Source organism: Microcoleus sp. S36b_A4 (genome assembly GCF_036700645.1).
Taxonomy (GTDB): domain Bacteria; phylum Cyanobacteriota; class Cyanobacteriia; order Cyanobacteriales; family Microcoleaceae; genus Microcoleus.
Map to the genome: position 1 here is coordinate 32,847 of NZ_JAUBPI010000039.1, position 22,224 is coordinate 55,070.

The window sequence follows — 22,224 nt, forward strand, 5'->3', positions numbered from 1 at the left end:
TTGTTGTTCCTCTTCAACCCGCTGCTACAGATGTGATTGTTAAAAATTAACTCGCAGCCAAGCGTTTTCAGCTTGCTGCGAGGCAATCGCAAAACTCAAAACTCAAAACTCAAAACTCAAAATTTCCTTACATCTCCTTTCCTTCGTCTAGTTCAACTTTGACAATCTGAGGGCGGGGAATTTTAACCTGTCGCCCTTTTTGATTGAGATAAACCGCTGTTTCATCCCGGCCCAGGAGTAGTCCTTTCCACTCTTTGATTCGCGAGTCCGGTTCGGTGGTTTTGGCTGTCACGGGGAAACCTTTAAAGGTAATAAATTCTCGATCGCTGCTGAGCAATCGGGATATTCCGGGACTGGAAATCTCTAGCACGTAGGCATCGGGTATGATGTCGGCTGCCTCTAACTCAGCATCGAGGGCTGTGCTCATGCGCTCGCAGTCTGCTAAACCCGTGTCTTGTTGGAGGTTGCGGATGTCTACCCGCAAGACGGGAGGATTTTGGTTGGTGTGAAACACTGCTCCCACTACTTCCAATCCCAGTGTTTCCGCAACGGGGGTAGCTAAGTCAATGATTTGTGGGATTAGGGGATGAGTCATATCGAATACTTAAGTTAAAACTCCTAAACTCGGACACGGGCAAGGAAAAATTTGGTGTTGAGATTGCTTGGCTTTGAGGTGGTTTGATTAGGTGGCTGCGACTTTCGTCTTCAACTTTGGGACTTACCCAACATCCCAGCAGGGGATCTCAAGCGGGGGGGGTACCCCTACTAAATCAGTCCTCAACTTGCAAGTCAGACGCCCTGAGCTCTTTTCCTGCGACTAATGCAACAAAAAAAGTGGGCTTGACCCACTCCTAGGTAAAACAATTTCTTCCAAGAAGTTTGAGGACTTCTTCTGATCGAAGGCAGGCCTCAGTTCTCAGTTTAGCTCGATCGCCCGCCCGGTGACAAACCGATCGCCCTCGGCCGACTGTCCGAGGGCAGAGGGGGATAGCTGACAGGGGAAATGAGGAGGACTTGATCGCCGTTTTGGAGTGGGGCGAGGGCAAATTCCTGGTGGATACCGTGATCGGGTGCGATCGATCCTAGAACAGGGGGGGAGTGACACTCAGGCGTTTTAGGACTTGCGATGCGGAGTGGCACTCAGGCGTTTTAGGACTTGCGATATGGGAGTTTCTTTGGGAAATTCTAATTTTAGTTCGGACAAGCCCTCTGCTTCTTGATAGGTGGCGAAGAGTTTGACAGTGATGGTGATTGGTAGATTAGACATGGGCGATCGCCAAATTAACGCTATATTGACCAAACAGCCAAACTAAGATTCACCATAAAAAATCCCCATTACTAATGCTGAATAGGAAGCTCAATTACAAACTCTACCCCCCATTCGGGCGAGGAAATGCAGGTCAGCGTACCACCATGTTTTGCTTCTACAATCTCACGACTAATAGACAAGCCTAAACCTGTCCCTTTACCCACTGATTTTGTAGTAAACATCGGCGTAAATAAATGCTGCATTATCTCCGGCGTTATCCCCAGCCCATTGTCAGCAATCCGAATCACCACTCTGTCGCCCTGAAGCATTGCAGTGCAGATCCGAATCTGTGGATTGTCATTGCTCTGTTGCTTTTCCCCGCAGAGCGGACAACTGATCGTAGACTCTTCTAAAGCATCAATTGCATTCGCTAATACATTCATAAACACCTGATTGATTTGCCCAGGATAGCACTCGACCAGCGGTAATTCGCCGTACTCTTTAATAACCTTAATAGCGGGGCGAGTGCCTTTACCTTTCAATCGATGACCTAAAATCAACAGGGTACTATCTAGCCCATCGTGAATATTCACTGGCGTTAGTGCCGATGTATCCAACCGAGAGAAATTACGCAGTGACATAGAAAGATTGTAAAGTCGCTCTGTTCCGACCGCCATTGAATCAATAATTTTTGGCAAATCTTCAACAATAAAATCTAACTCAATCTCCTGGCACTTATCCTCAAATTCTGATGTCGAATTAACGTTGTGCTGGCAAAGCCGGGTCATCCCGATCAAATCGGTAATATATTCCTTGGCAATAGGGATATTATTGGAGATAAAACTAACTGGATTGTTGATTTCGTGAGCCACTCCAGCTACAAGTTGACCAAGGCAAGCCATCTTTTCACTTTGAACTATTTGTACTTGAGCTTTTTTAAGATTATCCAAAGCTTGAGAAAGTTCAGCCGTTCGTTCTTCCACCCGTTTTTCTAACTCCTGCGCGAGCTGATGTAACGCTGCTTCTGCTGCGAGCCTGTCTTCAATTTCCTGTTTGAGAAGCAGATTTTGGTCGGCGAGAGTTTTAGTCAAAGAACGCAGTGTTAAATGGAGGTTGACGCGAGCTAAAACCTCCTTTTGTTCAAAAGGCTTAGTAATGTAATCCACAGCCCCTAGATTAAAGCCTTTGACCTTATCTCCTATGTCAGACAGAGCCGTCATAAAAATTACCGAAATTTCGTTCGTCAACGGACTTGCCTTCAGGCGATGACAGGTTTCAAACCCGTCAATTCCTGGCATCATCACATCTAACAGAATCAAATCAGGTTGACTATATTCAGCCTGTTCGATGGCTGTTTCGCCATCAGTTGCTACCAATATCTCCCATCCCGAACCCGCTAAAGCTTCAGAAAGCACGTCCAGATTGCTAGGATTATCATCGACGATTAAGATGCTACTTGTTTCCATATTTGCTGCCTTCATTCTTTTTCTATTCTGTGGGATGTAATAAACTCTTTGATTTTTTTGACCTGATAGCCTTGGGCTAACTGGCGCAGCTCAACAGCAAAGGACACAAATTTCTGATCCAATTTCTCTATGTGCTCAGTGCGCTTCACAATTCCTTTCACGTTGCCTCTCATCGCCAGTTCAAGTAGGAGTTCAATTTCTCCTGGCGGGGGAGCAACTACAAATTTCGATTCAGAAAGTAATTTAGCATCAGAGTAAAAGGGAATAGTGCTAATTTTTTCACTTTTTTGTTCGTCATATATCCATTCAAGTTTTAAATACTTTTGCAACATCTCAAATAGCTCTTCTGCCTGCACTGGTTTACCGAGAAAATCGTTAGCTCCCCCCTCCAAACTTTTATGTTGATCGGTAGCAAATACACTGGCAGATGAAGCAATGATTGCCACGTCTTTATAGTGTGACAAGCTTCGGATACGGCGCATCATCTCAAAGCCATCTAATACTGGCATCACCAAGTCAGTGATAATCAGATCAAACTTACACTCTTCTATTTTTTCTAAACCTTCTTGACCGTTTTTAGCTTCGGTTACTTCAAAGCCGATGGGTTCCAGGAGATTGACAATGACCGAGAGGTTTTCCCATTTGTCATCCACAACCAAAACTTTCTGCTTTCTACCTTGGTAGCCAACCAGCTTTCTTTGCTTGGCAATCGTGGCTGTATTTGCCCAGTCTGCCGCTTCCCATAAATCCAAATCTAGCCAAAAAACACTGCCTGTTCGTGACTGACTGTTTACTTGAATGGTACTACCCATCATTTCGACAATTTTCTGGCTAATTGTTAAACCTAGTCCGGTTCCTTCCGCCTGACGTTTGCTCTCTCCTACCTGTTCAAAAGGCAAAAATATTTTTTTTAATTGTTCTGGTGTCATACCAACGCCAGTATCTTCTATTTGAAACCGAATTTTGTGAATTGGTGAGGCTGGCTTTTGGTCATTGCTTTGTACCTTTTCCTCTGTCCCCTTTTCTAGATGTTCTATCTTAAAAGTCACCCCTCCACCGTCGGTAAATTTAATTGCATTGCTCAGTAAGTTAATGAGTACCTGTCGCAAGCGTTTTTCGTCAGCGTGGATGCCAGCAGGCAGGTCAGAACTGGGTTGATAAACAAAAGCAATTCCTTTTTGTTCGGCTCGGATGCGGCAGATTTCTGCGACTCCCTGTAAAAAGGAAGGAAAATGGAAATCTTTCGCGTACAGTTCCAATTTCTGGGCTTCAATTTTAGCGAGGTCTAAGATGTCATTGATCAGGGTTAGCAGGTGGGAGCCACACTGGTGAATAATACTGATGCCTTGGAGTTCCTTCGGAGCCATCGTTTTTGAGCGTTCTAGGATTTGAGCGTATCCTAAAATTCCATTGAGTGGTGTTCTCAATTCGTGACTCATATTCGCTAAAAATTCACTTTTAGCTTGGTTGGCAGTATCAGCGATTTGTTTGGCTTCCGTGAGTTGGGCGGTGCGTTCTTTTACTCGAATTTCTAGCTCGGAATTGGTCTTGGCTAGCGCCTCAAAGGATTCGCGCAACTGTTGTGCCATAAGGTTGAAAGACTGCCCCAGAACTTCTAGTTCTTCTACGCCTTTTACCTGCACATTTTTCTCTAAGTCGCCACTGGCGATCGCCCTAGAAGCTGCGCTCAAACGGAGAATCGGGCTGGTAATCCAGCGGGCGGTTAAGATTCCCAAAACGGTAGCTAGGGCCAAGGCTCCGAAACACAACAAAATGGTAGTCTGGGTATTGGCGTTAATTTGATCCATGAAATCGCTTTCAGGAACTACGACGACGATCAGCCAGTCCAATCCTCGGCTATCCTGAAATGGCATAACTTGGAGGAATTCCCGCTGGCCGGCGATCGTAAAATCCAATTGCTGAGAGCTATTAATTTTAGTGAGGTCGCCAAAGCGTTCTTTTAAATGCGCTGTTGTCAGCCGAATTAAATCATCTGTGCTATCTAAAGCATTCAGGCGATCGAGCGTGTCTTTGTTGGTGATAAATGGTTCTTTGAGAGTTGAACTGGCTACTAGGAGTCCCGAACGTTCCATAATGAATGTCTGTCCCGAACGACCGATGTTTAAGCTGTGCAGGAAGTCACTGAGGAAAGAGATCAGAAAATTAGCAACGAATACCCCGCGCAGCTCGCCACTTTCGTCATAAACTGGATGTCCGGTAGGAAGCGAGAGTGTTTTCTGACCTATAAGCGAAAAAATTTCGCTCCATGTGGGCTTGCCTAAGCGTACACTGTCTTTATACCATGAACGGCTGAGTATATTGTAGTTGCGGGAGACTGTTAAGAGCTTCGTTTGATTGCCTTTGCTATCAGATTCATAAATATGAAGTTCATTCCGATGCTCTTTGTCTGCTATTTTAAAAACTACTTTGCCATTCTCTTGGCGTTCAATGGCAATGAATTCTCCAGTTTTACTAGCAAAACCCATATTGGGCAGAGAAGGAAAGGCTTGAATTTGCTCCCACAAATAGCGTTCCGTACTCTCCAATTCGTCGGGATTTAAGTACCCTAGTCGAAGGGCATTGGCATTTAGTTGATTGACGCGAGGGGCTGTGTCTAGGTATGTGTTGAGCTGCTGCTGGATGCGGGCCGTAATTTCACTCCGCAACTGGCTGGCCACTTCGTTGACTGCTTTTTGCCCGTTGCGTAAGGATAGCCAGCCTGTCAGCCCGACGGCGACAAATATTTGCAGAACGAATGGGAATACTAAAATTAGGCGCAGGGACACCTTTTTTTTAAAACGGTTTGACAGGAAAGTGGTTGCAGAGGTCTGTGACATTGATTGGTGTTACTCCTGGGGTAACGAGTTGGCTGAAAAATCTCAGGGGAGAAGAGTGAAATGAGGCTGAGGAAATATATATTGAAAAGCAATCTATAATAGTTAGTGAAAAGTTTGAAACAGTAACTTGCTTAAAGAAGAATGGCTACTTACGTATTTTTTGTGGTATGGGTATAATAATATCTGACTAAATATACTGACGCGCCTTATTTTTTTATAGAATTGGTAAATTATTTTAGCCTTTAGAAAACCAGTTAGCAATCATATCTAATAGATTACTTGGTTTAGAGCTATGTGTAGTAGTTTTTAACTTTACTTTACAGAGGGTCTCTAAAAAGTAGAATGTCATCAAACTTACATATATATTGATATAATATACGTCTAAAAAAATTGACCTTTCTCGCTAAAAACATGACACCCCAGGCCGCTGAGAAGCCTAACGGCGGTCTAACTCACTACCGCGCTGAAGATGTGATGCACAACCCTGCAGATGACTCTGGTAGAGAATGCCGATCGCACATGAAACTTTACAATTCCAGCAAGTTTCATGTGCAGGAGTTACAGCAGGGTAATTGCTAATTGCTAATTGCTAATTGGGGACGAAAAAAATCAGTAAAGCGGTGGAGACTTGCCCTAACGCGGGGCTATCCGTTGCAGTTCTTTGGCTTGTTCTAAAATTTTCTCGAAGTCTTCTTCGCTCAACCGCTGAATGTAGTTGATTTTGAACTCTTCTAGGAAGTCGCACAGCAGCAGTTGTATTTCTTGCCAGGTTTGCTGCTGTTGCAGTTCGGTTCCTAAAGCTTGCCCGAAATGTTGAACTAGCTGGCTGGAGAGTTTGATGCTTATGGGGTCTTCGCTGGCGATTTTGAAGGCTTCGTAGGCATCTTGGGGGCCGAGGGTGGCTAATTTTGAGAGTTCTGCAACTAATTGCTGTGCTAGCTGTTCGGGCAGGTTTCCCAGGCCGGGTACTTGCTTCCATCCTTGATAGAGGGGGGATTGTTTGAGGAAGCTTTCAATATTGTACCGGAGGAGGGCTTCTAGGTCTGGCTGGAGTTGGGGAAGGACTTTGTAGACGGTTATTTGCACTAGATGGGTGGCGATCGCTTCTATTTCATTGATATTGTTGATGTCTAGATAGCGCTGTTTTGGGGATTTAAAAAGTTGACGAGCGAGTTCGCCTGTGGTAATTGATTGTTGCATCTGGTTGATGAGTTGAATTACTACAACTTCGGTCAATTCTTGGGCGAAGTTGGCGACGAAACCTCGGCTGATTTGGGTGCGTATGGGTTGGAGATCCGGCATTTTGGCTTGGTGGATGCGAATTGTGACGGGTAATATTCGCAACAGGCGCCAGAATGGGAGCAGCAGGAAGATGTCGTACCATCGCCAGAGCATGGCTGCTCGCCAAGTAACGCTGCGGTGGCGGCGGCTGATCAAGTAGGTACGGGCTAGAAATTCGATCGCGAATATGGCAATGAATGGCAGGTCGATTAGCCAGAAGTTATCGGTGAATTCGCCGTTGTCTCCGATCGCGCGGTAATAGTTGGTGGCGATTAATGGCTTGATTTTGGAGTCAAACCACTGGATTTCTTTTTGCCAGTCTTGTTTGTTTAAATAGTCTTGGCTCCAAAATCTTTGGAATGATTGTTTAGCGGAGTCTTGTGGATTCGGGACGCGATCGCGCATCCGGTCTTTTATTTTTTCTAGGGTGCCACTTTTTGATGCTACTCGAAAGGGATCTTCGTCGATCATTTTCGCGCTCAGATTGTTTATTTCCTGCAATTTGGCTGCTACTTGGGGAGAGGGCAACCCTGTTTGCACTACTTGAATTTTTAATTCTTCTAAGGTTTCCAGATATTGCTGGGTGTCTCGGTGGGGTTTAATTCCTTTAAATGGATCGTATACTTGAGTTATAACTGGCAGTTGCCGGAGGTAGAAATCACGTCCGGGCACGTAAGTTATGTCAAATAATACTAGGCTTAAATTTCCTAGGGCGACCAGTGCCATGAACCGCTCGAACCAAGGTACTTGTTGTGATTTTTTGCGGGAGTTTGGAGTTTGAGAAGGCTGTAGTTTTAGTGTCACTGGCGATTCCTAATTAAGTAGACCGAGCGAATTAGATGTAACTGGTAATAGCTGAAAAAATGGAACAGGGAAAACTGGCTAATTGTCTTGTCGCGCTCGGATTGCGATCGCGGAAGCTAGTCTTTATTTTAACGTGCGTTTGTTGGGGGTTTTTGGATTGTTGATTCCGCCTGGTTAGGTAATAATTTATGCTGCTAAAATATTAAAGCCGATCGAAGTTGACGGAAGCTGTGGCTCCCGTTAGTGTGCTTCTCTCTGGTAATAAAATTATATCTCAGGCAGAATCCTCAGTTTTTTTGGCGTTGCAGAACTAACGCGGCTGGTAATAAATTACTATTTCTGTTTGTTCTGGTGGCTCTTTGACAGCGAAATCAAATGTATTGCACGCAGTGGAGTCTAAGGTTAGATGAGGACTTCGAGTTTGAGGTCAAACCCTCAAGAGAGTTATACTTGCTCAGGGGCAGTCTGGTGAAAGCGCCCCCTCTGATCGCGAGGGTGGCTGTCGCCTCCGTAAGGTTCGAGGTCTCGCCTCTACAAAAACCAGCTCGCGATCGGACTCTTGAATAATATAAAACCCTTCCTACTAATTTTGTTCGCATTTTTTTAATATATGACATACTGCCTTAATCTCGATTGCCCAAGAGACAAGCGTCAGAACCCACCAGGCACAAAGTATTGTCTTAATTGTGGTTCAAAGCTGCTACTAAAAGACCTTTATTCAGCAACTGAACCGCTACGCGATGGGGGATTTGGCAGGACTTTTCGAGCTGTTAATCATGGAAAATTTGAGGAATTGTGCGTGATTAAACAGTTGTCGCCCCCTCAAGAGTTTCAGCGGAAGCCCGGTCATTTTAAAAAATATGTTCGATTGTTTGAACAAGAGGCAAGGCGGTTATACGAACTGAAGCACCCGCAAATTCCTCAGTTAATTTCTTATTTTGAGGAAGATGGGCGCTTGTATTTGGTGCAAGAGTTTATTGATGGCAATAATTTAAAGGATGAGTTAGATAAGTACGGTGCTTATAGCGAAATTAAAACTTGCGAACTGCTGTTAGATTTGTTACCTTTATTGAAATTTGTTCACGACCGAAATGTAATTCACCGCGATATTAAGCCTGAAAATGTCATCCGCAGATCTCGCGATCGTAAGTTAGTGCTGATAGATTTTGGGGTTTCTAAACAGGTAGTAGCTGCTGCTCCCACCAAAACTGGAACGAAGTTGGGAACTCCTGGCTACGCGGCTCTAGAACAGCGTCACGGTAGGGCTGTTCCTGCTAGCGACCTTTATAGTTTGGGGGTGACTTGCATTCGCTTGCTGACTTCTGTTATGCCTTATCTGGATATCTACGGGGACATTCACGATGACCTTTACGATCCGCTTGAAGGCCGGTGGCTTTGGAGGGAGGCTTTGCCAAAAGGAACACAAATTAGCGAGGATTTAGGTCAGGTTTTGGATAAGTTGATTCAGGAATATGTTAAAGATCGCTACAAATCGGCTGTGGAAGTTTTAGATGCTTTAAAACCTCCTGTTGTTGTTGTCCCCATGCTGGAAAAGTCGCAGCAGGCAACTGTCATTAGTCCTTCGGTTCCGACTCAACCGGTGACTGATACTCCGCTAGTTTCTGTGAATTTAGAGTCCGAAAAAGGTATTGATTATTCTCACTTGGCAAGGCTGCTGGCTGCTAAAAATTGGCGTGGTGCTGATGAGGAAACTTCTGTGAAAATGCTGGAGGTGATGCAGCAAAATTCACGGGGTTATTTGAGTGAGGAAGATATTAGGAAGTTTCCAGCTAAGGATTTGCAGACTATCGATCAACTTTGGGTGCGGCACAGTCACCGCAGATTCGGTTTTTCTGTGCAAAAGGGTTTGTGGCTCAAGTTGGGGGGAAAGCCTGGTGTTTATGATGCTACAGTTTGGGAGAAGTTTGGCGATCGAGTGGGCTGGCGGGTTAACAGCCAGTGGGTATACTATTCGGAGCTGAATTTTACTTCAAAAGCAAAGCCTGGACATTTGCCGGGGGGGACTGTTTTTGGGTGGGAAGGCGGGGTTTTGTGCGGTGTTTTGGGTTTAGGTGGGATCTGGTTTCTGCTGTCGCGGCGGGATTTGTAGAAGGAAGGTAGAAGGTAGAAGGCAGAATTTATTAGTGAGGCTGCACCCCAAGCGAAGTCGAAGTTTTAGTCATGAAAGAGTTTGAGTTGCGAATTAAAGAGTTAACAAGTTTTGAGTTTAATCATCTGTTATGTAGAAAATAGCTCTAAAAAAAGCGAAAAATAAGATATAATCACAAACCATTTTTTTTGTGCTATGTTCTTAGAGAAGGGCAAGTTTGCAAAGTCAAAAGCCAGTCCTCGGCGGTGGCCAACCATGAGGACTGGCTTTGGCTCCAATTTACCAAGGAGATTTATTTAGTATGTTGCAAGAAAAACGTCTCAAGCCGTGGACTATAGTTCGCTCGCTTCCAAATGTGGAAAAGGTGGTTGTGGGTGAGTTTCGCAGTTGGTCTGATGCAGACGGTCATTTGAAAATTCTCAAGCGGATGGTGCCGGCGGATCGATTGAGTGTTGTTTTCGATCCGGTAGTTCAAGCGTAACGTCGCTGGTAAATTGATCAGCGTGCGATCGCTCTTTGAGCTAAGCGATCGCCTTTTTTTTTGATACTGTTTTTTTACATAAAAAATGCGACCGCTAAAATGGCGATCGCAACTTGAATCATTGTCCTTAACTGCGGCGAATTTCAGTAATTTGGTCGGCAACATCCAAAATTCTTTGGGGCATGGATGGCCCGGTAAAAATCATATCCAAATGATGCGGCTTGTTGTCAATCAATGCCACCACTTCGGCTTCGGGAATCAAGCCAAAATTCACCGCTAAACTCAATTCATCGAGAATAACTAAGGAATAACGACCTTCGCGCACCGCCTTTTGAACATACTCCCACAATTGTTCGATCGATCGCGTCTCCAGCTCATCTAAATCGGCATTCTCAATGCAGCGTGACAAATCGCAGCGCACCCAATCTAAATTTTGCCCCAGCCGCACCGGATGCTGATGCCCTTGATTAATTCCCCCTTTGAGGAACTGCACCGCCAGCACGGGAGCTCCCTGTCCTGCAATTCTGAGGGCCTGAGCCATGACACTGGTAAAAAAGCAGCGGTGCGGGCCTGTAAAAACTTGCACCAGCCCTTGAACTGTGTAGGGCAAGCTGTGGGTTAAATTGAGTTTAGGGGTTTGTAACTGAGCAACCATAGGGCAATATTTAATCAGCAACTAAGTCTTGAGTGCAGCTCCGACCTTGGCGTGGCTGAAGCCTGCTTGACAATATATAGTGTACGGGGCCGAGTGCACATCGGATCGAACACTAGATATACAAGTTGTCAAAAGCTCGCGGCAGTGGCATTCGCAGTCGTTTGTTCGATTTTTGAACTCAATTAGCACTTAGGCAGAAACGGGGTTTTTTAGGAAAATACGGCGTGGATCTTGACATTTATACAGTTATAGGATGAAAAACCAAGATGATGAGAGTCTTGCGGCTTCCAGGGCTTTTCAGAAAAGGTACACACATCGCGTAAAATTTGAATGTCGCGGCACTAGGAGCAGGGACTTTGAGAGTGGTGATTCTGGGAGGGCCAGGAGCGGGAAAGGGAACTCAGGCTGAACTACTGTGCAGCAATTTGAGCCTTCCTTTGCTGGCTGTGGGGGACATTCTACGGGAGGCGATCGCAGAAGACACAGATTTAGGCAAGCTGGCGGCGTCTTATGTCGAAAAAGGGGAATTAGTTCCCGACGCAACTATGATTGAATTCTTTCGCCGCCGACTGCTGCTGTGGGATGTCTTTAATGGCTGGATATTGGAGGGCTATCCGCGAACTGCTTTTCAAGCTGAGGAGTTGGATTTTTTATTAGAGGAGTTGGCGCAGGAGCTAGATTGGGCAGTTTGGCTGAAAGTGCCGATCGAGGTTTTGCTGAGCAGGTCGATCGAGCGCGATCGATCAGATGACCACCCTGAAATTTTACAGCGTCGGCTCGATTTGTTCCACGAACGCACTATTCCTCTTTTAGAGTATTACGAACACCGCAACAAACTGTTAACTGTCGATGGCAACCAATCTCCACAACAAGTCCAGCAGGATATTCTAAAAATTGTCAGTAGTCAGTAGTCAGTAGTCAGTAGTCAGTAGTCAGTAGTCAGTAGGAAGAATTACGAATCCCCGATACTTCGGCTACGGGAGCGTACAACTGTCCCAATGCCCAATGCCCAATGCCCCATGCCCAATTACTAATTAGCTTATGTCTTTCCAACGTCCCGACGGCAGACAACCAAATCAAATTCGTCCGATTAGTTTCGATAGACAGTTTACTAAATTTGCCAGCGGTTCCGTACTCGCGAAAAGTGGCGATACTCAGGTACTTTGCAGCGTTACAATCAAGCCGGGAGTGCCTAGATTTCTGGAGAATACCGGACAAGGTTGGCTGACAGCGGAATACCGAATGCTTCCGGGATCTACGCCGCAGCGACAAGAGCGGGAATTTATGAAATTATCGGGACGGACTCAAGAGATTCAGCGGTTGATTGGGCGCAGTTTGCGATCGTGCTTGGATATGCAGCTATTGGGAGAACGCACTATACTTGTCGATGCCGATGTTTTGCAAGCGGACGCTGGGACTCGCACGACTTCAATTACTGGCGGGTTTGTGGCTGTGGCTGATGCTTTGAATAAGTTGGTGCAAAAAGGTGATTTAGTGCGATCGCCCATTATTCGTCAAGTGGCGGCCGTGTCTGTCGGACTTTTGGAAGGCGAGCCATTTTTAGATTTGAATTATCTTGAAGATGTGGCGGCTGAAATTGATTGTAATGTGGTAATGAATGGAGATTTGAATATCATCGAAATTCAGGGAACTGCGGAAGAAGGAAGTTTCAGTCGGAGTCAGTTAAATCAAATTTTGGATGTGGCAGAAACCGGGATTCAGGAATTGTTGGAGGCTCAGCGGCAAGCTTTAGTGGAGTAGGACTTACGCATGGGAGTCAAGAAACCGGGTTTTTACGATAAAACTTCGTTTCAGTCAGTAGATTTCGTAAAAAAAACCGGGTTTCTTTGGTGCAAGTGCGACATTAAGCCCTTTTTGGGACACGTCAATGCCCATTGATTGGTGTCAACTTAATCTGAAATATCACTTAACCCCAAATACCGCCAGGGGTTTAAACCTCTGGCGGTATTTGGGGTTTGACGTTAAGTTGACACAAATTGGCCCGGCGCCGTGTCCTATATATAATAATTGCGGTGCAACCGGAAACGATATCAAGCGATCGTGTGGTGGCGGACTCGGCATAAAAAATAGTGAAAATGGCGATCGCACTCGGAACTTGCTTGCTGGCGGGCGATCGACTTTTCCCGAAAAATCATTGATATCCAACCAATCACTAATCACTAATCACTAATCACCAATCACCAAGGACTCCCAATCATCACAAAAGCCGACCAATAATAAGGATGCGACAACTTTAAATCCGCAAACCCTTGCAGCGAAGCCGGCAACTCCACCCCCTCACCCCGACTCAAACCCCGCAATCGGCCACCCTCCAAACGCACATCTCCCCGCAACATCGCAATTTGCGCTTGTCGCAGCGCCGCCCCCTTAATTCGCGCCGTCTTCAACTGCTGGTAAAACTCACTCATCAATCCCAAAGTACCTTCATCACTCACGTACCACAAACTCCCCAAAGCCGTTTGCACCCCCGCTTGCAGCGCCAAACCCCCAAAACCCAACTCCGCCTGTGCATCTCCCACCGCAGTCCGACAAGCACTTAAAACTAACATATTCACCTGCGGATCATTCAATCTCAAATCCCGCAATTCATCCAGTCGCAGCCGACTATTCCACAACTGAATAAAAGAATTATTTGGTACTCCAGGTCGAAATTCGCCGTGAGTAGCTAAGTGAATAACCCCAAAAGGTCGGCTTTGATGCTGTCGCTTCAAATTCTCCAAAGTGAAACCCTCATTTAGAAAACTCACTCCGGGCCACTCTCTAGAAATAGCTGCTATTTCAGCAGGAACCGCAGGCAAAGGATTCAACTCGGAAAATTCCGAGGCACCCATTGCTAAAACTTGAGTATTTCTGAGATCTACGTAGCGAGTATCGGTTAAATTAATGCTGGGCATCAGGCTGAGATTGTACTTTTCCACCAAAAATTGCTGTCCGTCGTGCAAAGCAGCAAAGGGCATACCTCTCAAACCTCGATCGACAACAAAGGAAATAGTATCCGTTTCGCAGCTTTTTAAACTGTCCTCTAAAGGCGCAATCATCCACTTATAAAGCTGTTGGGAAGATGGTAGATAACTCGTAGTAGCCCGGACTCCCGGTTTGGTAATCTCACCCCTGAACTCATTTACAACTTTCAGAAGTTCTTGTCGGTTCGCTGACGGCACACTTTTGTGAACCACTTCCCCGCAAGAAGTTATCAGCATTAAATTTAATTCTTCGGGCTGCGAGAACAGATAAATTAAGCTTGGTTTCGTGCCGGTTTGTGCGCCTACCGATGCTAACTTTTTTTGAATTTCCTCTGGTGATACCAACTCGTCGCTGATGTTGATGGCTAAATATTCCCCGAATTCTTGGCTGAAAGATTTGTCCAGCAGAGACAAAGCTGCCGATATTTTGCCGGCCTCCAAATTCCTGCCGATGTCGCCGCGAAATGCTGACTGAATAACAGAATCTCTGATTTTTGAATCGATGAAATTTCTGATTCCTCTGGGAAATTGCATTCTTTCGGGCGGCATCCTGTCTCCGGGTTTTCCTATATCCCGCGATATTCTATTTTGGTTCTGTCGCTGTTGACGGCTAAAGGGTTGGTTGCTATCGGGGAAAAGCGATCGCCCTCGATCTAATGGAAATCTATCTCTTGGTGATATTGGGGGCGAATTGGGGTTATTGGGATTATTCGGATTGTCGGGATTGATGGGATTATTCGGATTGTCGGGATTGAGGGGATTATTCGGATTGTCGGGATTGAGGGGATTATTCGGATTGTCGGGATTGAGGGGATTATTCGGATTGTTGGGATTGAGGGGATTATTCGGATTGATGGGATTGAGGGGATTATTCGGATTGTCGGGATTGATGGGATTATTGGGATTGTCGGGATTAGTTGGTTGGTTGGTAGTGACGATCGCACTATTGCCTTGAGTGTAAGAATTTATGAACGATCGCCCTTGAGTAATCGTACCTGAAGCATTGCTGGCGATCGCCCCAGCAGTACCGTTAGTCGTCGCATCTCCCACCGCAAAAGGCGTCGGCGGAGTGACATCGCCACCGCCGTGGCGGATCGTAACTGTACCGGGTTGAGTGTCGCCAAGAGTCGAGATGCTAACAGGAGTCCCGTTTTGGCCAAAAGTACCCGTCACTCGAACTAAACCCGGAGTTCCGATCTCAACATTACCGCCCGGAGCATTTATGGATGCAACGCTGATATCATTTTGAGCGTTAAGATTTACTGTAGAAGTGCGATCTGCCCTAACAACAGGATTAACATTTATTTGTCCAATTCTGATTTCGTTTGCGGCTAAAATACTCACAATTTCCGCAGCATTTATATTGCCAGTGCTGACACTTCCCCTACTGCTATTAACATCAACAGCGACTCCCTGCAAATTCCCCGTATTCACATTGTCTAACGCTCTGAAAGTGATATTTTCTGTTGCAGTGATGTTGGTCATTTGCAGATTCCCGCTAGTGCTATTGACATTCACTCTCTCTCCCTGCAAATTTCCGGAACTTACATTACCAGAAGCTGTTACATTAATATTCCCAGTGGCTGTGGTATTTGCAGTTTGAATTGTTCCAGAGTTACTATTGACGTTCACTTCCACTCCCTGCAAATTTCCGGAAGTTACATCGCCAGAAGCTGTTACATTAATGTTCCCAAGGGATGTAGTATTGCCGATCGCAATTTTTCCCCCATCGCTATTGACATCAACTGATCCTCCTAGCAAATTCACTGCATTTAAGTCGCTGGATGCTCTCAAAGCAATAGTGCCAGTGCCAGCATCGATCGATAGAACTCTAATATTAGTTTGGGCATCCAAATTTACTGTAGGAATGCGATTGCTTCCGTCTGTGCTGGTGGTAGGATTTACATTAATTGTCCCTGCTGTAATTTGCTGTCCTGCCAAAAGTCTGACATCTCCATTCGTAGCGATCGCACCCGTATTGACACTCCCATTGGTGCTAGCACTGACAGTCGCAGCGGTGAGATTGCCTACCGTTAAGTCTCTAAAAGCTGTCAAATTAATATTCTCAGTTGCTGTGATATTGACTGGTGTAGTATTAGGCACAATGGTATTGGCATCAGTCAAAACTCCCAATTCACCGGAGTTACTGGTAATATCAACATTAGAACCCTGCAAAGTCCCAAAATTCACATTGCCAAAAGCTCTGAGTACGATCGACCCGGAAGTCCCAGTATCGATCGACCCTGTTACTATATTGCCTTGAACAGTATTCAGACTAATACTGCCGTTGATATCAGCACGAGTAATGTCATTTGTCAATATAATATTGTCATTAGCTTGAATATCAATTGTCGAACTAGACGTTAATCTGCCCCCAACTAGCACTCCTGCTTCCCTGCTTTCGAGATTTATTTGACCGCCATTAATATCTCTAGTTGCGATACTTCCCGGCGCTGACAAAATTACCGGCCCGCCTGCCGAAATATTTTCAACAGAAATCAAATTGCTTGATAAAAGTGGACTTGTAAATATTGAATCTTCACCTAAACTGTTACTAACAGGATTTAGCAAATTTGCCACTCCAGCCCGTAGAATTAAGGCCGGACTGCTGGTTAAAATAGCAATATCTGGATCACCGCTCACATTTTCCCTACCCAATGCACTATCGGGGCCGGTAATTGTAATATCCTCGGCAACAATGCTCCCCTTCGCCTCGACTTTCAGCGAAACTCCGGTATAATCTCCAAAGAAAACATCTCCTTCCGAACTGATAATCGGGTCAAATAAACTGACAAAGTTTCCCGGCATTCCCGACAAATTGCGAATAGAAAAATTGCCACCAGAAACAAAGTGGGAATCCCCCGAAATAATGCCGTTGCTAACCAAACTCAAATTGCCGCCGCTTTGGAATTGCGGGGGAAGAGATAAGCCGCCGATCGCATTTTGAGTGAGAATATCAATAGTGCGAGATCCCTGAATGTATAAATTCCCCCCAGCCTGCGCCAAAAAAGGATTCTGGGCGCTGTCCCTGACCCGCACCGCATCCCCACCCAGCAAACTCAAATCCCCCGTAGTTTGCAGCCTAGTGCCCGCTAACGTGAGATTTTCCGCAGCCCATAAATTCGCACTTCCCGCATTCAACTGCGGCAGCCCAGACACATTAGCAGCAATCGCCACATCCCCAGAATTCACCTGCAAACCAGAATCCACAAGCCGCACAGAACCGTCATCACCAACCGCAACACCCGCCGCCTGATTTTGCCCAGTACCTGTCAGCAACTGCGGCAAAGAAACAGGATTCAAAGTCTGTGCAGAAATACCAAAATTTCCGCCCGTTGCTATTTCCAAACTCAACAAATGCCCCGGTTGACTAATGCGGAGAACCTGATCTCCCCCAACAGCAGCAACAGTAATTTTCCCGCCCGCCGCCGACAACTGTCCGGTACTAACAACCGTACCGCCAAGCAAAGCCAAATTTTGCCCAGGAGTCACCGATAAATTGCCAGCATTAACAATACTTCCCGGTACACCCGGACTAAAATAAAAAGCATTTGGCGTACCAACCAAGGCGCTGAAATTATTTGTACCCGCAGCATTAAACCAATTTGAACCAAAACCGACACCATTCGCAGTAGTTGCAGTAAAAGCCGCCGGCACATTCAAACTCGCGTTCGGGCCAAACACAATCCCCGCAGGATTTATTAGAAAAAGATTAGAATTGCCGCCCGTCACAGTAATTAAACCGTTAATTAGCGAAGCGTCCCCGCCAGCAATTCGAGCTAATATATTCTGAATAGCCGAATTAGTCAGAAAATTAGCAATTTGACCTTGATTCAAGCCAAACTGCCCAAAACTGTGAAAAAGATTCGCGCCGTCTCCCGACAAACTGCCACCGTTGATATCGTAGCGGTTGCCGCTGGGGGTGACAACAGTACCCGTACCGTCAGCAGCAGGCACTATCGGCTGTGCTTGCGCGAAAGTATTAAAAATTAACAAAGAAAACGGACAAATAAATAGCCCGACCTTTTTAATCTTTAAGTTGGCATTTTTCATAGCAGCAAGTAAAACTATCCTAATTGCCTTAATTATCGCACTTGCAAACAACTTACCTCTAAATGACAAATTAATTCGCTCATGACAACTCCCAAAATCAAAAGCCTCTACACAGACGGCGCTTGTTCCGGCAACCCAGGCCCAGGCGGCTGGGGTGCAGTAGTTTGTTTCGCCGACGGCAATTGTCACGAACTCGGGGGTGGAGACCCCCAAACTACTAACAACCGCATGGAAATGCAGGCAGCAGTCGCTGCGCTGGAATTTTTTGCCAATTCCGGTCAAACCGAACCAGTCACCGTTTACACCGACAGCGAATACGTTAAAAACGGCATCACTAAATGGATACAAGGCTGGAAAAATAAAGGCTGGAAAACCTCAACGGGCAAAGATGTTGTCAACCAAGACCTTTGGCATCTGCTAGACAAGCTGAATTCCCGGCACATCAAGTGGGAACACGTCCGCGGCCACTCCGGCGACTTCTACAACGACAGATGCGATGAAATCGCCCGCAGCTTCTCGCACAATCTCACTCCCCAACTGCAACAGCAGAAACCAACGGGAGACGAGGCCGGGGCGGGCACGGGGGCATCGCCCCTACACTTTGAAAACACAATTGTTTCGGAAGAAACGGACGCAACTGGTAACAAAACGATAGAATCCTATGTCATAACTTCTGACCTTCCGATCTCCAACTCTACCATGATGGATTCAACTGCCGATACCCTGGAGAACTTGCCCCGCGAGGTGAGGGTTCAAGACCTCCGCAATCTGATCGAAACGTTGCACATCGCCGACGAGGTTGCTACGAAAGGCTACTTGATTACCAGTTCTGAACTGGCTGATTTGATGGATGTAAATGCCAGCGCTGTCACCAGTCGCGGAGACAACTGGGTTTGGCGAAATTGGGTAGTGTCGCGGGTGCGGCGCGAAGGCAACCAAATTCTCTGGCAATTAGAGAGAATCGACCACGTTAGTACAACTGATTAGTGGTTAGTCATGAGTTATTGGTTGATTAATGACTGATGACTAATGACTGTCTCAAAGCAAAATTTGGCAAAGTTCCGTAGGGACACAACATGAGTTGTGTCCTTTTAGTCATCAGTTGAGTAAACAGATTACTTAACATCAGTCCCAGTTAAAAGAAAGAATCCAACTGTCTGTAAGCCCGTGCTCAAAACCCTCATAAAATCAGTGATTTCCCATCTAAAATCTCAAATTGCAAATCGAAAATAGCATGAGTATCAGCTTGCGAACAGTCACTGCTACCAGATATGTCACTCCCTTGCGCGAGGGCGGGTCGCTACCCGCGATCGTCGAAGCAGATGATGATGGTATGTACGTGCTCAAATTTCGCGGTGCCGGCCAGGGAGCCAAATCTCTGATCGCCGAGCTAGTGGCGGGAGAGATTGCTCGCGCCTCCGGGCTGCCAATCCCCGAACTCGTCTTTGTTGAACTCGATCCCGAACTGGCTCGCACTGAGCCTGACCCGGAAATTCAAGATTTGATCCGAGCAAGTGCTGGCCTCAACCTAGCCCTTGACTATCTCCCCGGTTCCATCACATTTGACCCGATCGCGGGGAAGTCCGAAGCGGATTTGGCCTCAGAAATCGTCTGGTTCGATGCTTTTGTGACCAACATCGATCGCACCCCGCGCAATGCAAATATGCTGGTATGGCACCGCCGGCTTTGGCTGATCGATCACGGTGCAGCCCTCTACTTCCACCACACTTGGAAAGATTATCTCTCGCGCAGCCGCGATCGTTTTCCGCCTATCAAAGACCACGTTTTGCTGCGTTTTGCCAGTACGCTGGAAGCGGCAAATTCAAAGATGACTCAAACGCTAACCCCGGACATCATTCGCAACATTGTTAAACTAATTCCTGATACTTGGCTGGTGGGAGATTCTCCTTTCAGCGATAGCAACCAACATCGCAATGCTTATATCGAGTACCTGCTAAATCGGCTAGAATCACCACATATTTTTTTGGAGGAAGCGATTAGTGCCCGATCGATTTCTTTATGATTATGCGATTATCCGCGTCGTTCCCAAAGTTGAACGCGAGGAGTTTATCAACGTGGGGGCGATCGTTTCCTGCGGTACGAAAAAATTCCTCGAAGCCCGTATCGAAATTGATGAACAGCGCTTGATGGCGATCGACTCAACGTTGGATCTGGAAATGATTCGCAATCACCTAGCAGTCATTCCCATCATTTGTGCAGGTGGCAAGGAATCTGGCGCGATCGGTCAACTTCCCCACAGAGAGCGCTTTCACTGGCTCGTAGCACCCCGCAGCACGATCGTTCAGACATCGCGGGTACACACTGGTTTTTGCCAGAGTCTACCGGGTGCGATCGAACACTTGCTCGACACAATGGTGCGATCGTCAAGCCGAAAACCATCTCTAAACGCTCGGTTGCTAGCGGCTGGAATTGACTCTCACGAGATGCGATCGCACTCTAGTTAGCGTCAGCTTGTCGGTTAGATGCTGCTTTGAGCTTGGTGAGCGATCTATCCATTTCGGAAAACAGCCAGAATAGAAGCATCCTCAAGCTGTTTTAGCTAAAAATGAGAACGCCAGAACAAGAGTCTTGACCGATAACTTTTCTAAAGTGTTAGCAGCAGTTTCGCAAGGTAGAAAGATGATGCAAATTGAACAGACAAATATGACTTTCCCTCTCTGGGGTTTAGCAATTTTCATTTTGTGGACGATCGCGGTTGTTATCCTGCTACTAACAGTCAGGATTCGGCATCTATCTGCAGGCGGATCGGTAAAAGATTTCGGTACACAAAACGACGACAGCTTGCTTTGGCGACTATTTCGAGTACAATCCAACTTGATAGAAAACCTGCCTTTGTATTTGGGAGTTGTTTTCCTTCTAACCGTTAGGGGTGTTTCAGGAACAGCAGTAGATTTGCTGATTGTTGTGTACATCCTATTTCGGCTTGTACATTCAGTGATTCACATCGCTGGCCTCGATCCAAAGTTTCGGTTATTCAGCTTAGTAATTCAGTTAAGCTGTTTGGTAGCCTTAACTATTATGGCAGTTTTTTAGTTGAGTAATTACGCAATTGACAGCTATATATAGTAGGGTGCGTCAAGGGCTAACCCTAATTGTTTCTTACACAGCGTAAGTCTGACGCACCTTACAAGTCGATCGCCCCTGTGACATTATTGCCTGTGATTTTGCTAACTTATGGAAGTTTATGAACCGAATATATCGTGCGATCGCTGTTATTTTAATTGTATTAGGCTGCATTACTTTTGTTTTAGTTCAGCCACCGCAATCAGCATTAACCGTACCACCTAAAGTGCAAGAATCTCCGCCTCGCGGAGGAGATGTTGCTCAGACAATTAATTTTGGACGGCACTTTCAAGAGCTAGGAGTTGAAGGCTCGATCGCAATTTACGATTTGAATAGCGATCGGCTTTATCAACACAACCCGCAGCGTAACGCCACAGCTTTTTTACCCGCATCTACATTTAAGATTCTCAACTCTCTGATTTCCTTAGAAACCGGGGTAGTTTCAGATGAGCTTGCTGTGCTAACTTGGGATGGAATTCAAAGGCAAATTCCCGCATGGAATCGAGACTTGAATATGAGAGAAGCCATGAAACTTTCCGCCGTTTGGTTTTACCAAGTTCTCGCCCGCCGAGTCGGGCACGAGCAAATGCAAAAATGGGTAGCTAAAGTCGGTTATGGCAACCAAAAAATCGGTAACAAAGACGATATTGACAAATTCTGGTTAGAAGGAGAACTGCGAATCACACCCAACGAGCAAATTCAATTTCTCCGCCGTCTCTACAAAAACGACTTACCCTTTTCTGAGCGATCGCTGTCCCTGGTGAAAGACATCATAATTGTTGAACAAACTCCTGATTACACAATTAGGGCAAAAACAGGCTGGGCAGGCTTTGGAGAACAAACAAAGCCTCAACTTGGCTGGTATGTAGGTTATTTAGAAAAGGATAAAAATGTTTATTTTTTTGCTACAAACATTGACATCCGCAACAATAATGACGCACCTGCAAGAATCGAGTTAACGCGCCGTTGCTTCAAGGATCTGGCGCTGCTGTAAGTGCGTTATTTGTTCTCTAATATTCGCAAAAACGCCAGCGCCTCGGCTAACGGTGACAGCCAAAACACCCATTTATTCGATGCCTGAGTTCGATCGTAGGAAGCGGAGTCTTTTAAATCTTTTAGAGCTTACGCAATTGGCCCATATAGCAATCCTTGCAGGTGTCGTAAACTTTTTACCCCACCCCAACCCTCCCCTTAGTAAGGGGAGGGAGTAAGAAATTCAC

At 46.0% G+C, this 22,224-nt stretch carries 18 protein-coding genes; 10 read left to right on the forward strand and 8 right to left on the reverse strand.

Annotation, left to right across the window (positions count from 1 at the left end):
* Positions 1–127: 127 nt before the first annotated feature.
* From rimP to QUA03_RS14665, 5 genes are all read right to left on the reverse strand, one after another.
* Complete coding sequence (rimP, locus tag QUA03_RS14645) at positions 128–595, reverse strand: ribosome maturation factor RimP (RefSeq protein WP_333040953.1); 468 nt, start codon at positions 593–595, stop codon at positions 128–130.
* A 326-nt stretch (positions 596–921) separates the two neighbouring features.
* Entirely contained in the window at positions 922–1,140 is a 219-nt protein-coding gene (locus QUA03_RS14650; RefSeq protein WP_333213020.1) for a hypothetical protein, read from the reverse strand.
* The gene (locus tag QUA03_RS14655) at positions 1,115–1,267 is read right to left on the reverse strand and encodes a thiamine S protein (protein ID WP_333213021.1); all 153 of its coding nucleotides are present in this window, start codon (positions 1,265–1,267) and stop codon (positions 1,115–1,117) included. The genes QUA03_RS14650 and QUA03_RS14655 overlap by 26 nt, the downstream gene beginning before the upstream one ends.
* Before the next feature lie 71 nt (positions 1,268–1,338).
* Positions 1,339–2,730 carry a response regulator gene (locus tag QUA03_RS14660; RefSeq protein ID WP_333213022.1) on the reverse strand — a complete coding sequence of 464 codons (1,392 nt, stop codon included), beginning with the start codon at positions 2,728–2,730 and terminating at the stop codon, positions 1,339–1,341.
* A complete protein-coding gene (locus QUA03_RS14665; RefSeq protein WP_333213023.1) occupies positions 2,727–5,552 on the reverse strand; it encodes an ATP-binding protein in 2,826 nt (941 codons plus the stop codon). Before QUA03_RS14665 ends, QUA03_RS14660 begins: the two co-directional genes overlap by 4 nt.
* Before the next feature lie 411 nt (positions 5,553–5,963).
* Here QUA03_RS14665 and QUA03_RS14670 point away from each other — a divergent pair, with 411 nt between their 5' ends.
* Entirely contained in the window at positions 5,964–6,131 is a 168-nt protein-coding gene (locus QUA03_RS14670; protein ID WP_333213024.1) for a hypothetical protein, read from the forward strand.
* Positions 6,132–6,185: 54 nt separating this feature from the next.
* On the opposite strand, the gene QUA03_RS14675 is transcribed toward QUA03_RS14670, so the two are convergent.
* Positions 6,186–7,637 carry a hypothetical protein gene (locus tag QUA03_RS14675; protein ID WP_333213025.1) on the reverse strand — a complete coding sequence of 484 codons (1,452 nt, stop codon included), beginning with the start codon at positions 7,635–7,637 and terminating at the stop codon, positions 6,186–6,188.
* A gap of 610 nt (positions 7,638–8,247) precedes the next feature.
* Between QUA03_RS14675 and QUA03_RS14680 the strand changes: the two genes are divergently transcribed.
* Together QUA03_RS14680 and QUA03_RS14685 are read left to right on the forward strand one after the other, a co-directional pair.
* Positions 8,248–9,747 carry a GUN4 domain-containing protein gene (locus QUA03_RS14680; protein ID WP_333082456.1) on the forward strand — a complete coding sequence of 500 codons (1,500 nt, stop codon included), beginning with the start codon at positions 8,248–8,250 and terminating at the stop codon, positions 9,745–9,747.
* 268 nt (positions 9,748–10,015) lie between these two features.
* The gene (locus QUA03_RS14685; protein WP_333213026.1) at positions 10,016–10,228 is read left to right on the forward strand and encodes a hypothetical protein; all 213 of its coding nucleotides are present in this window, start codon (positions 10,016–10,018) and stop codon (positions 10,226–10,228) included.
* 127 nt (positions 10,229–10,355) lie between these two features.
* Here QUA03_RS14685 and QUA03_RS14690 read toward each other — a convergent pair whose 3' ends face one another.
* Positions 10,356–10,883 carry a P-loop NTPase family protein gene (locus tag QUA03_RS14690; RefSeq protein WP_333213027.1) on the reverse strand — a complete coding sequence of 176 codons (528 nt, stop codon included), beginning with the start codon at positions 10,881–10,883 and terminating at the stop codon, positions 10,356–10,358.
* A gap of 356 nt (positions 10,884–11,239) precedes the next feature.
* Here QUA03_RS14690 and QUA03_RS14695 point away from each other — a divergent pair, with 356 nt between their 5' ends.
* Complete coding sequence (locus QUA03_RS14695) at positions 11,240–11,794, forward strand: nucleoside monophosphate kinase (RefSeq protein ID WP_333213038.1); 555 nt, start codon at positions 11,240–11,242, stop codon at positions 11,792–11,794.
* A gap of 130 nt (positions 11,795–11,924) precedes the next feature.
* On the forward strand, positions 11,925–12,644 hold the full coding sequence (rph, locus tag QUA03_RS14700) for a ribonuclease PH (protein ID WP_333152318.1): 720 nt from the start codon (positions 11,925–11,927) through the stop codon (positions 12,642–12,644).
* Between the two features lie 437 nt (positions 12,645–13,081).
* Here the strand turns inward: rph and QUA03_RS14705 are convergent, their stop codons facing one another.
* Positions 13,082–17,920: a CHAT domain-containing protein gene (locus tag QUA03_RS14705; RefSeq protein ID WP_333213028.1), complete on the reverse strand. Its 4,839-nt coding sequence runs from the start codon at positions 17,918–17,920 to the stop codon at positions 13,082–13,084.
* A gap of 81 nt (positions 17,921–18,001) precedes the next feature.
* Here QUA03_RS14705 and rnhA point away from each other — a divergent pair, with 81 nt between their 5' ends.
* From rnhA to blaOXA, 5 genes are all read left to right on the forward strand, one after another.
* Complete coding sequence (gene rnhA / locus QUA03_RS14710) at positions 18,002–18,907, forward strand: ribonuclease HI (protein ID WP_333213029.1); 906 nt, start codon at positions 18,002–18,004, stop codon at positions 18,905–18,907.
* 247 nt (positions 18,908–19,154) lie between these two features.
* Complete coding sequence (locus QUA03_RS14715; RefSeq protein WP_333213030.1) at positions 19,155–19,943, forward strand: HipA family kinase; 789 nt, start codon at positions 19,155–19,157, stop codon at positions 19,941–19,943.
* Positions 19,921–20,385, forward strand: coding sequence for a DUF3037 domain-containing protein (locus QUA03_RS14720; RefSeq protein ID WP_333213031.1), 465 nt, complete (start codon positions 19,921–19,923; stop codon positions 20,383–20,385). Before QUA03_RS14715 ends, QUA03_RS14720 begins: the two co-directional genes overlap by 23 nt.
* Positions 20,386–20,560: 175 nt before the next feature.
* A complete protein-coding gene (locus QUA03_RS14725; protein ID WP_333213032.1) occupies positions 20,561–20,974 on the forward strand; it encodes an MAPEG family protein in 414 nt (137 codons plus the stop codon).
* Positions 20,975–21,125: 151 nt separating this feature from the next.
* The gene (blaOXA, locus tag QUA03_RS14730) at positions 21,126–21,998 is read left to right on the forward strand and encodes a class D beta-lactamase (protein WP_333213033.1); all 873 of its coding nucleotides are present in this window, start codon (positions 21,126–21,128) and stop codon (positions 21,996–21,998) included.
* Positions 21,999–22,224: the final 226 nt, after the last annotated feature.

Excerpts from the sequence above, each read along its gene's own strand:
- rimP (WP_333040953.1), bottom strand. The coding sequence starts at position 595 with ATGACTCATCCCCTAATCCCACAAATCATTGACTTAGCTACCCCCGTT.
- QUA03_RS14655 (WP_333213021.1), bottom strand. The coding sequence starts at position 1,267 with ATGTCTAATCTACCAATCACCATCACTGTCAAACTCTTCGCCACCTAT.
- QUA03_RS14660 (WP_333213022.1), bottom strand. The coding sequence starts at position 2,730 with ATGAAGGCAGCAAATATGGAAACAAGTAGCATCTTAATCGTCGATGAT.
- QUA03_RS14665 (WP_333213023.1), bottom strand. The coding sequence starts at position 5,552 with ATGTCACAGACCTCTGCAACCACTTTCCTGTCAAACCGTTTTAAAAAA.
- QUA03_RS14670 (WP_333213024.1), top strand. The coding sequence starts at position 5,964 with ATGACACCCCAGGCCGCTGAGAAGCCTAACGGCGGTCTAACTCACTAC.
- QUA03_RS14680 (WP_333082456.1), top strand. The coding sequence starts at position 8,248 with ATGACATACTGCCTTAATCTCGATTGCCCAAGAGACAAGCGTCAGAAC.
- QUA03_RS14690 (WP_333213027.1), bottom strand. The coding sequence starts at position 10,883 with ATGGTTGCTCAGTTACAAACCCCTAAACTCAATTTAACCCACAGCTTG.
- rph (WP_333152318.1), top strand. The coding sequence starts at position 11,925 with ATGTCTTTCCAACGTCCCGACGGCAGACAACCAAATCAAATTCGTCCG.
- QUA03_RS14705 (WP_333213028.1), bottom strand. The coding sequence starts at position 17,920 with ATGAAAAATGCCAACTTAAAGATTAAAAAGGTCGGGCTATTTATTTGT.
- rnhA (WP_333213029.1), top strand. The coding sequence starts at position 18,002 with ATGACAACTCCCAAAATCAAAAGCCTCTACACAGACGGCGCTTGTTCC.
- QUA03_RS14715 (WP_333213030.1), top strand. The coding sequence starts at position 19,155 with ATGAGTATCAGCTTGCGAACAGTCACTGCTACCAGATATGTCACTCCC.
- QUA03_RS14725 (WP_333213032.1), top strand. The coding sequence starts at position 20,561 with ATGATGCAAATTGAACAGACAAATATGACTTTCCCTCTCTGGGGTTTA.
- blaOXA (WP_333213033.1), top strand. The coding sequence starts at position 21,126 with ATGAACCGAATATATCGTGCGATCGCTGTTATTTTAATTGTATTAGGC.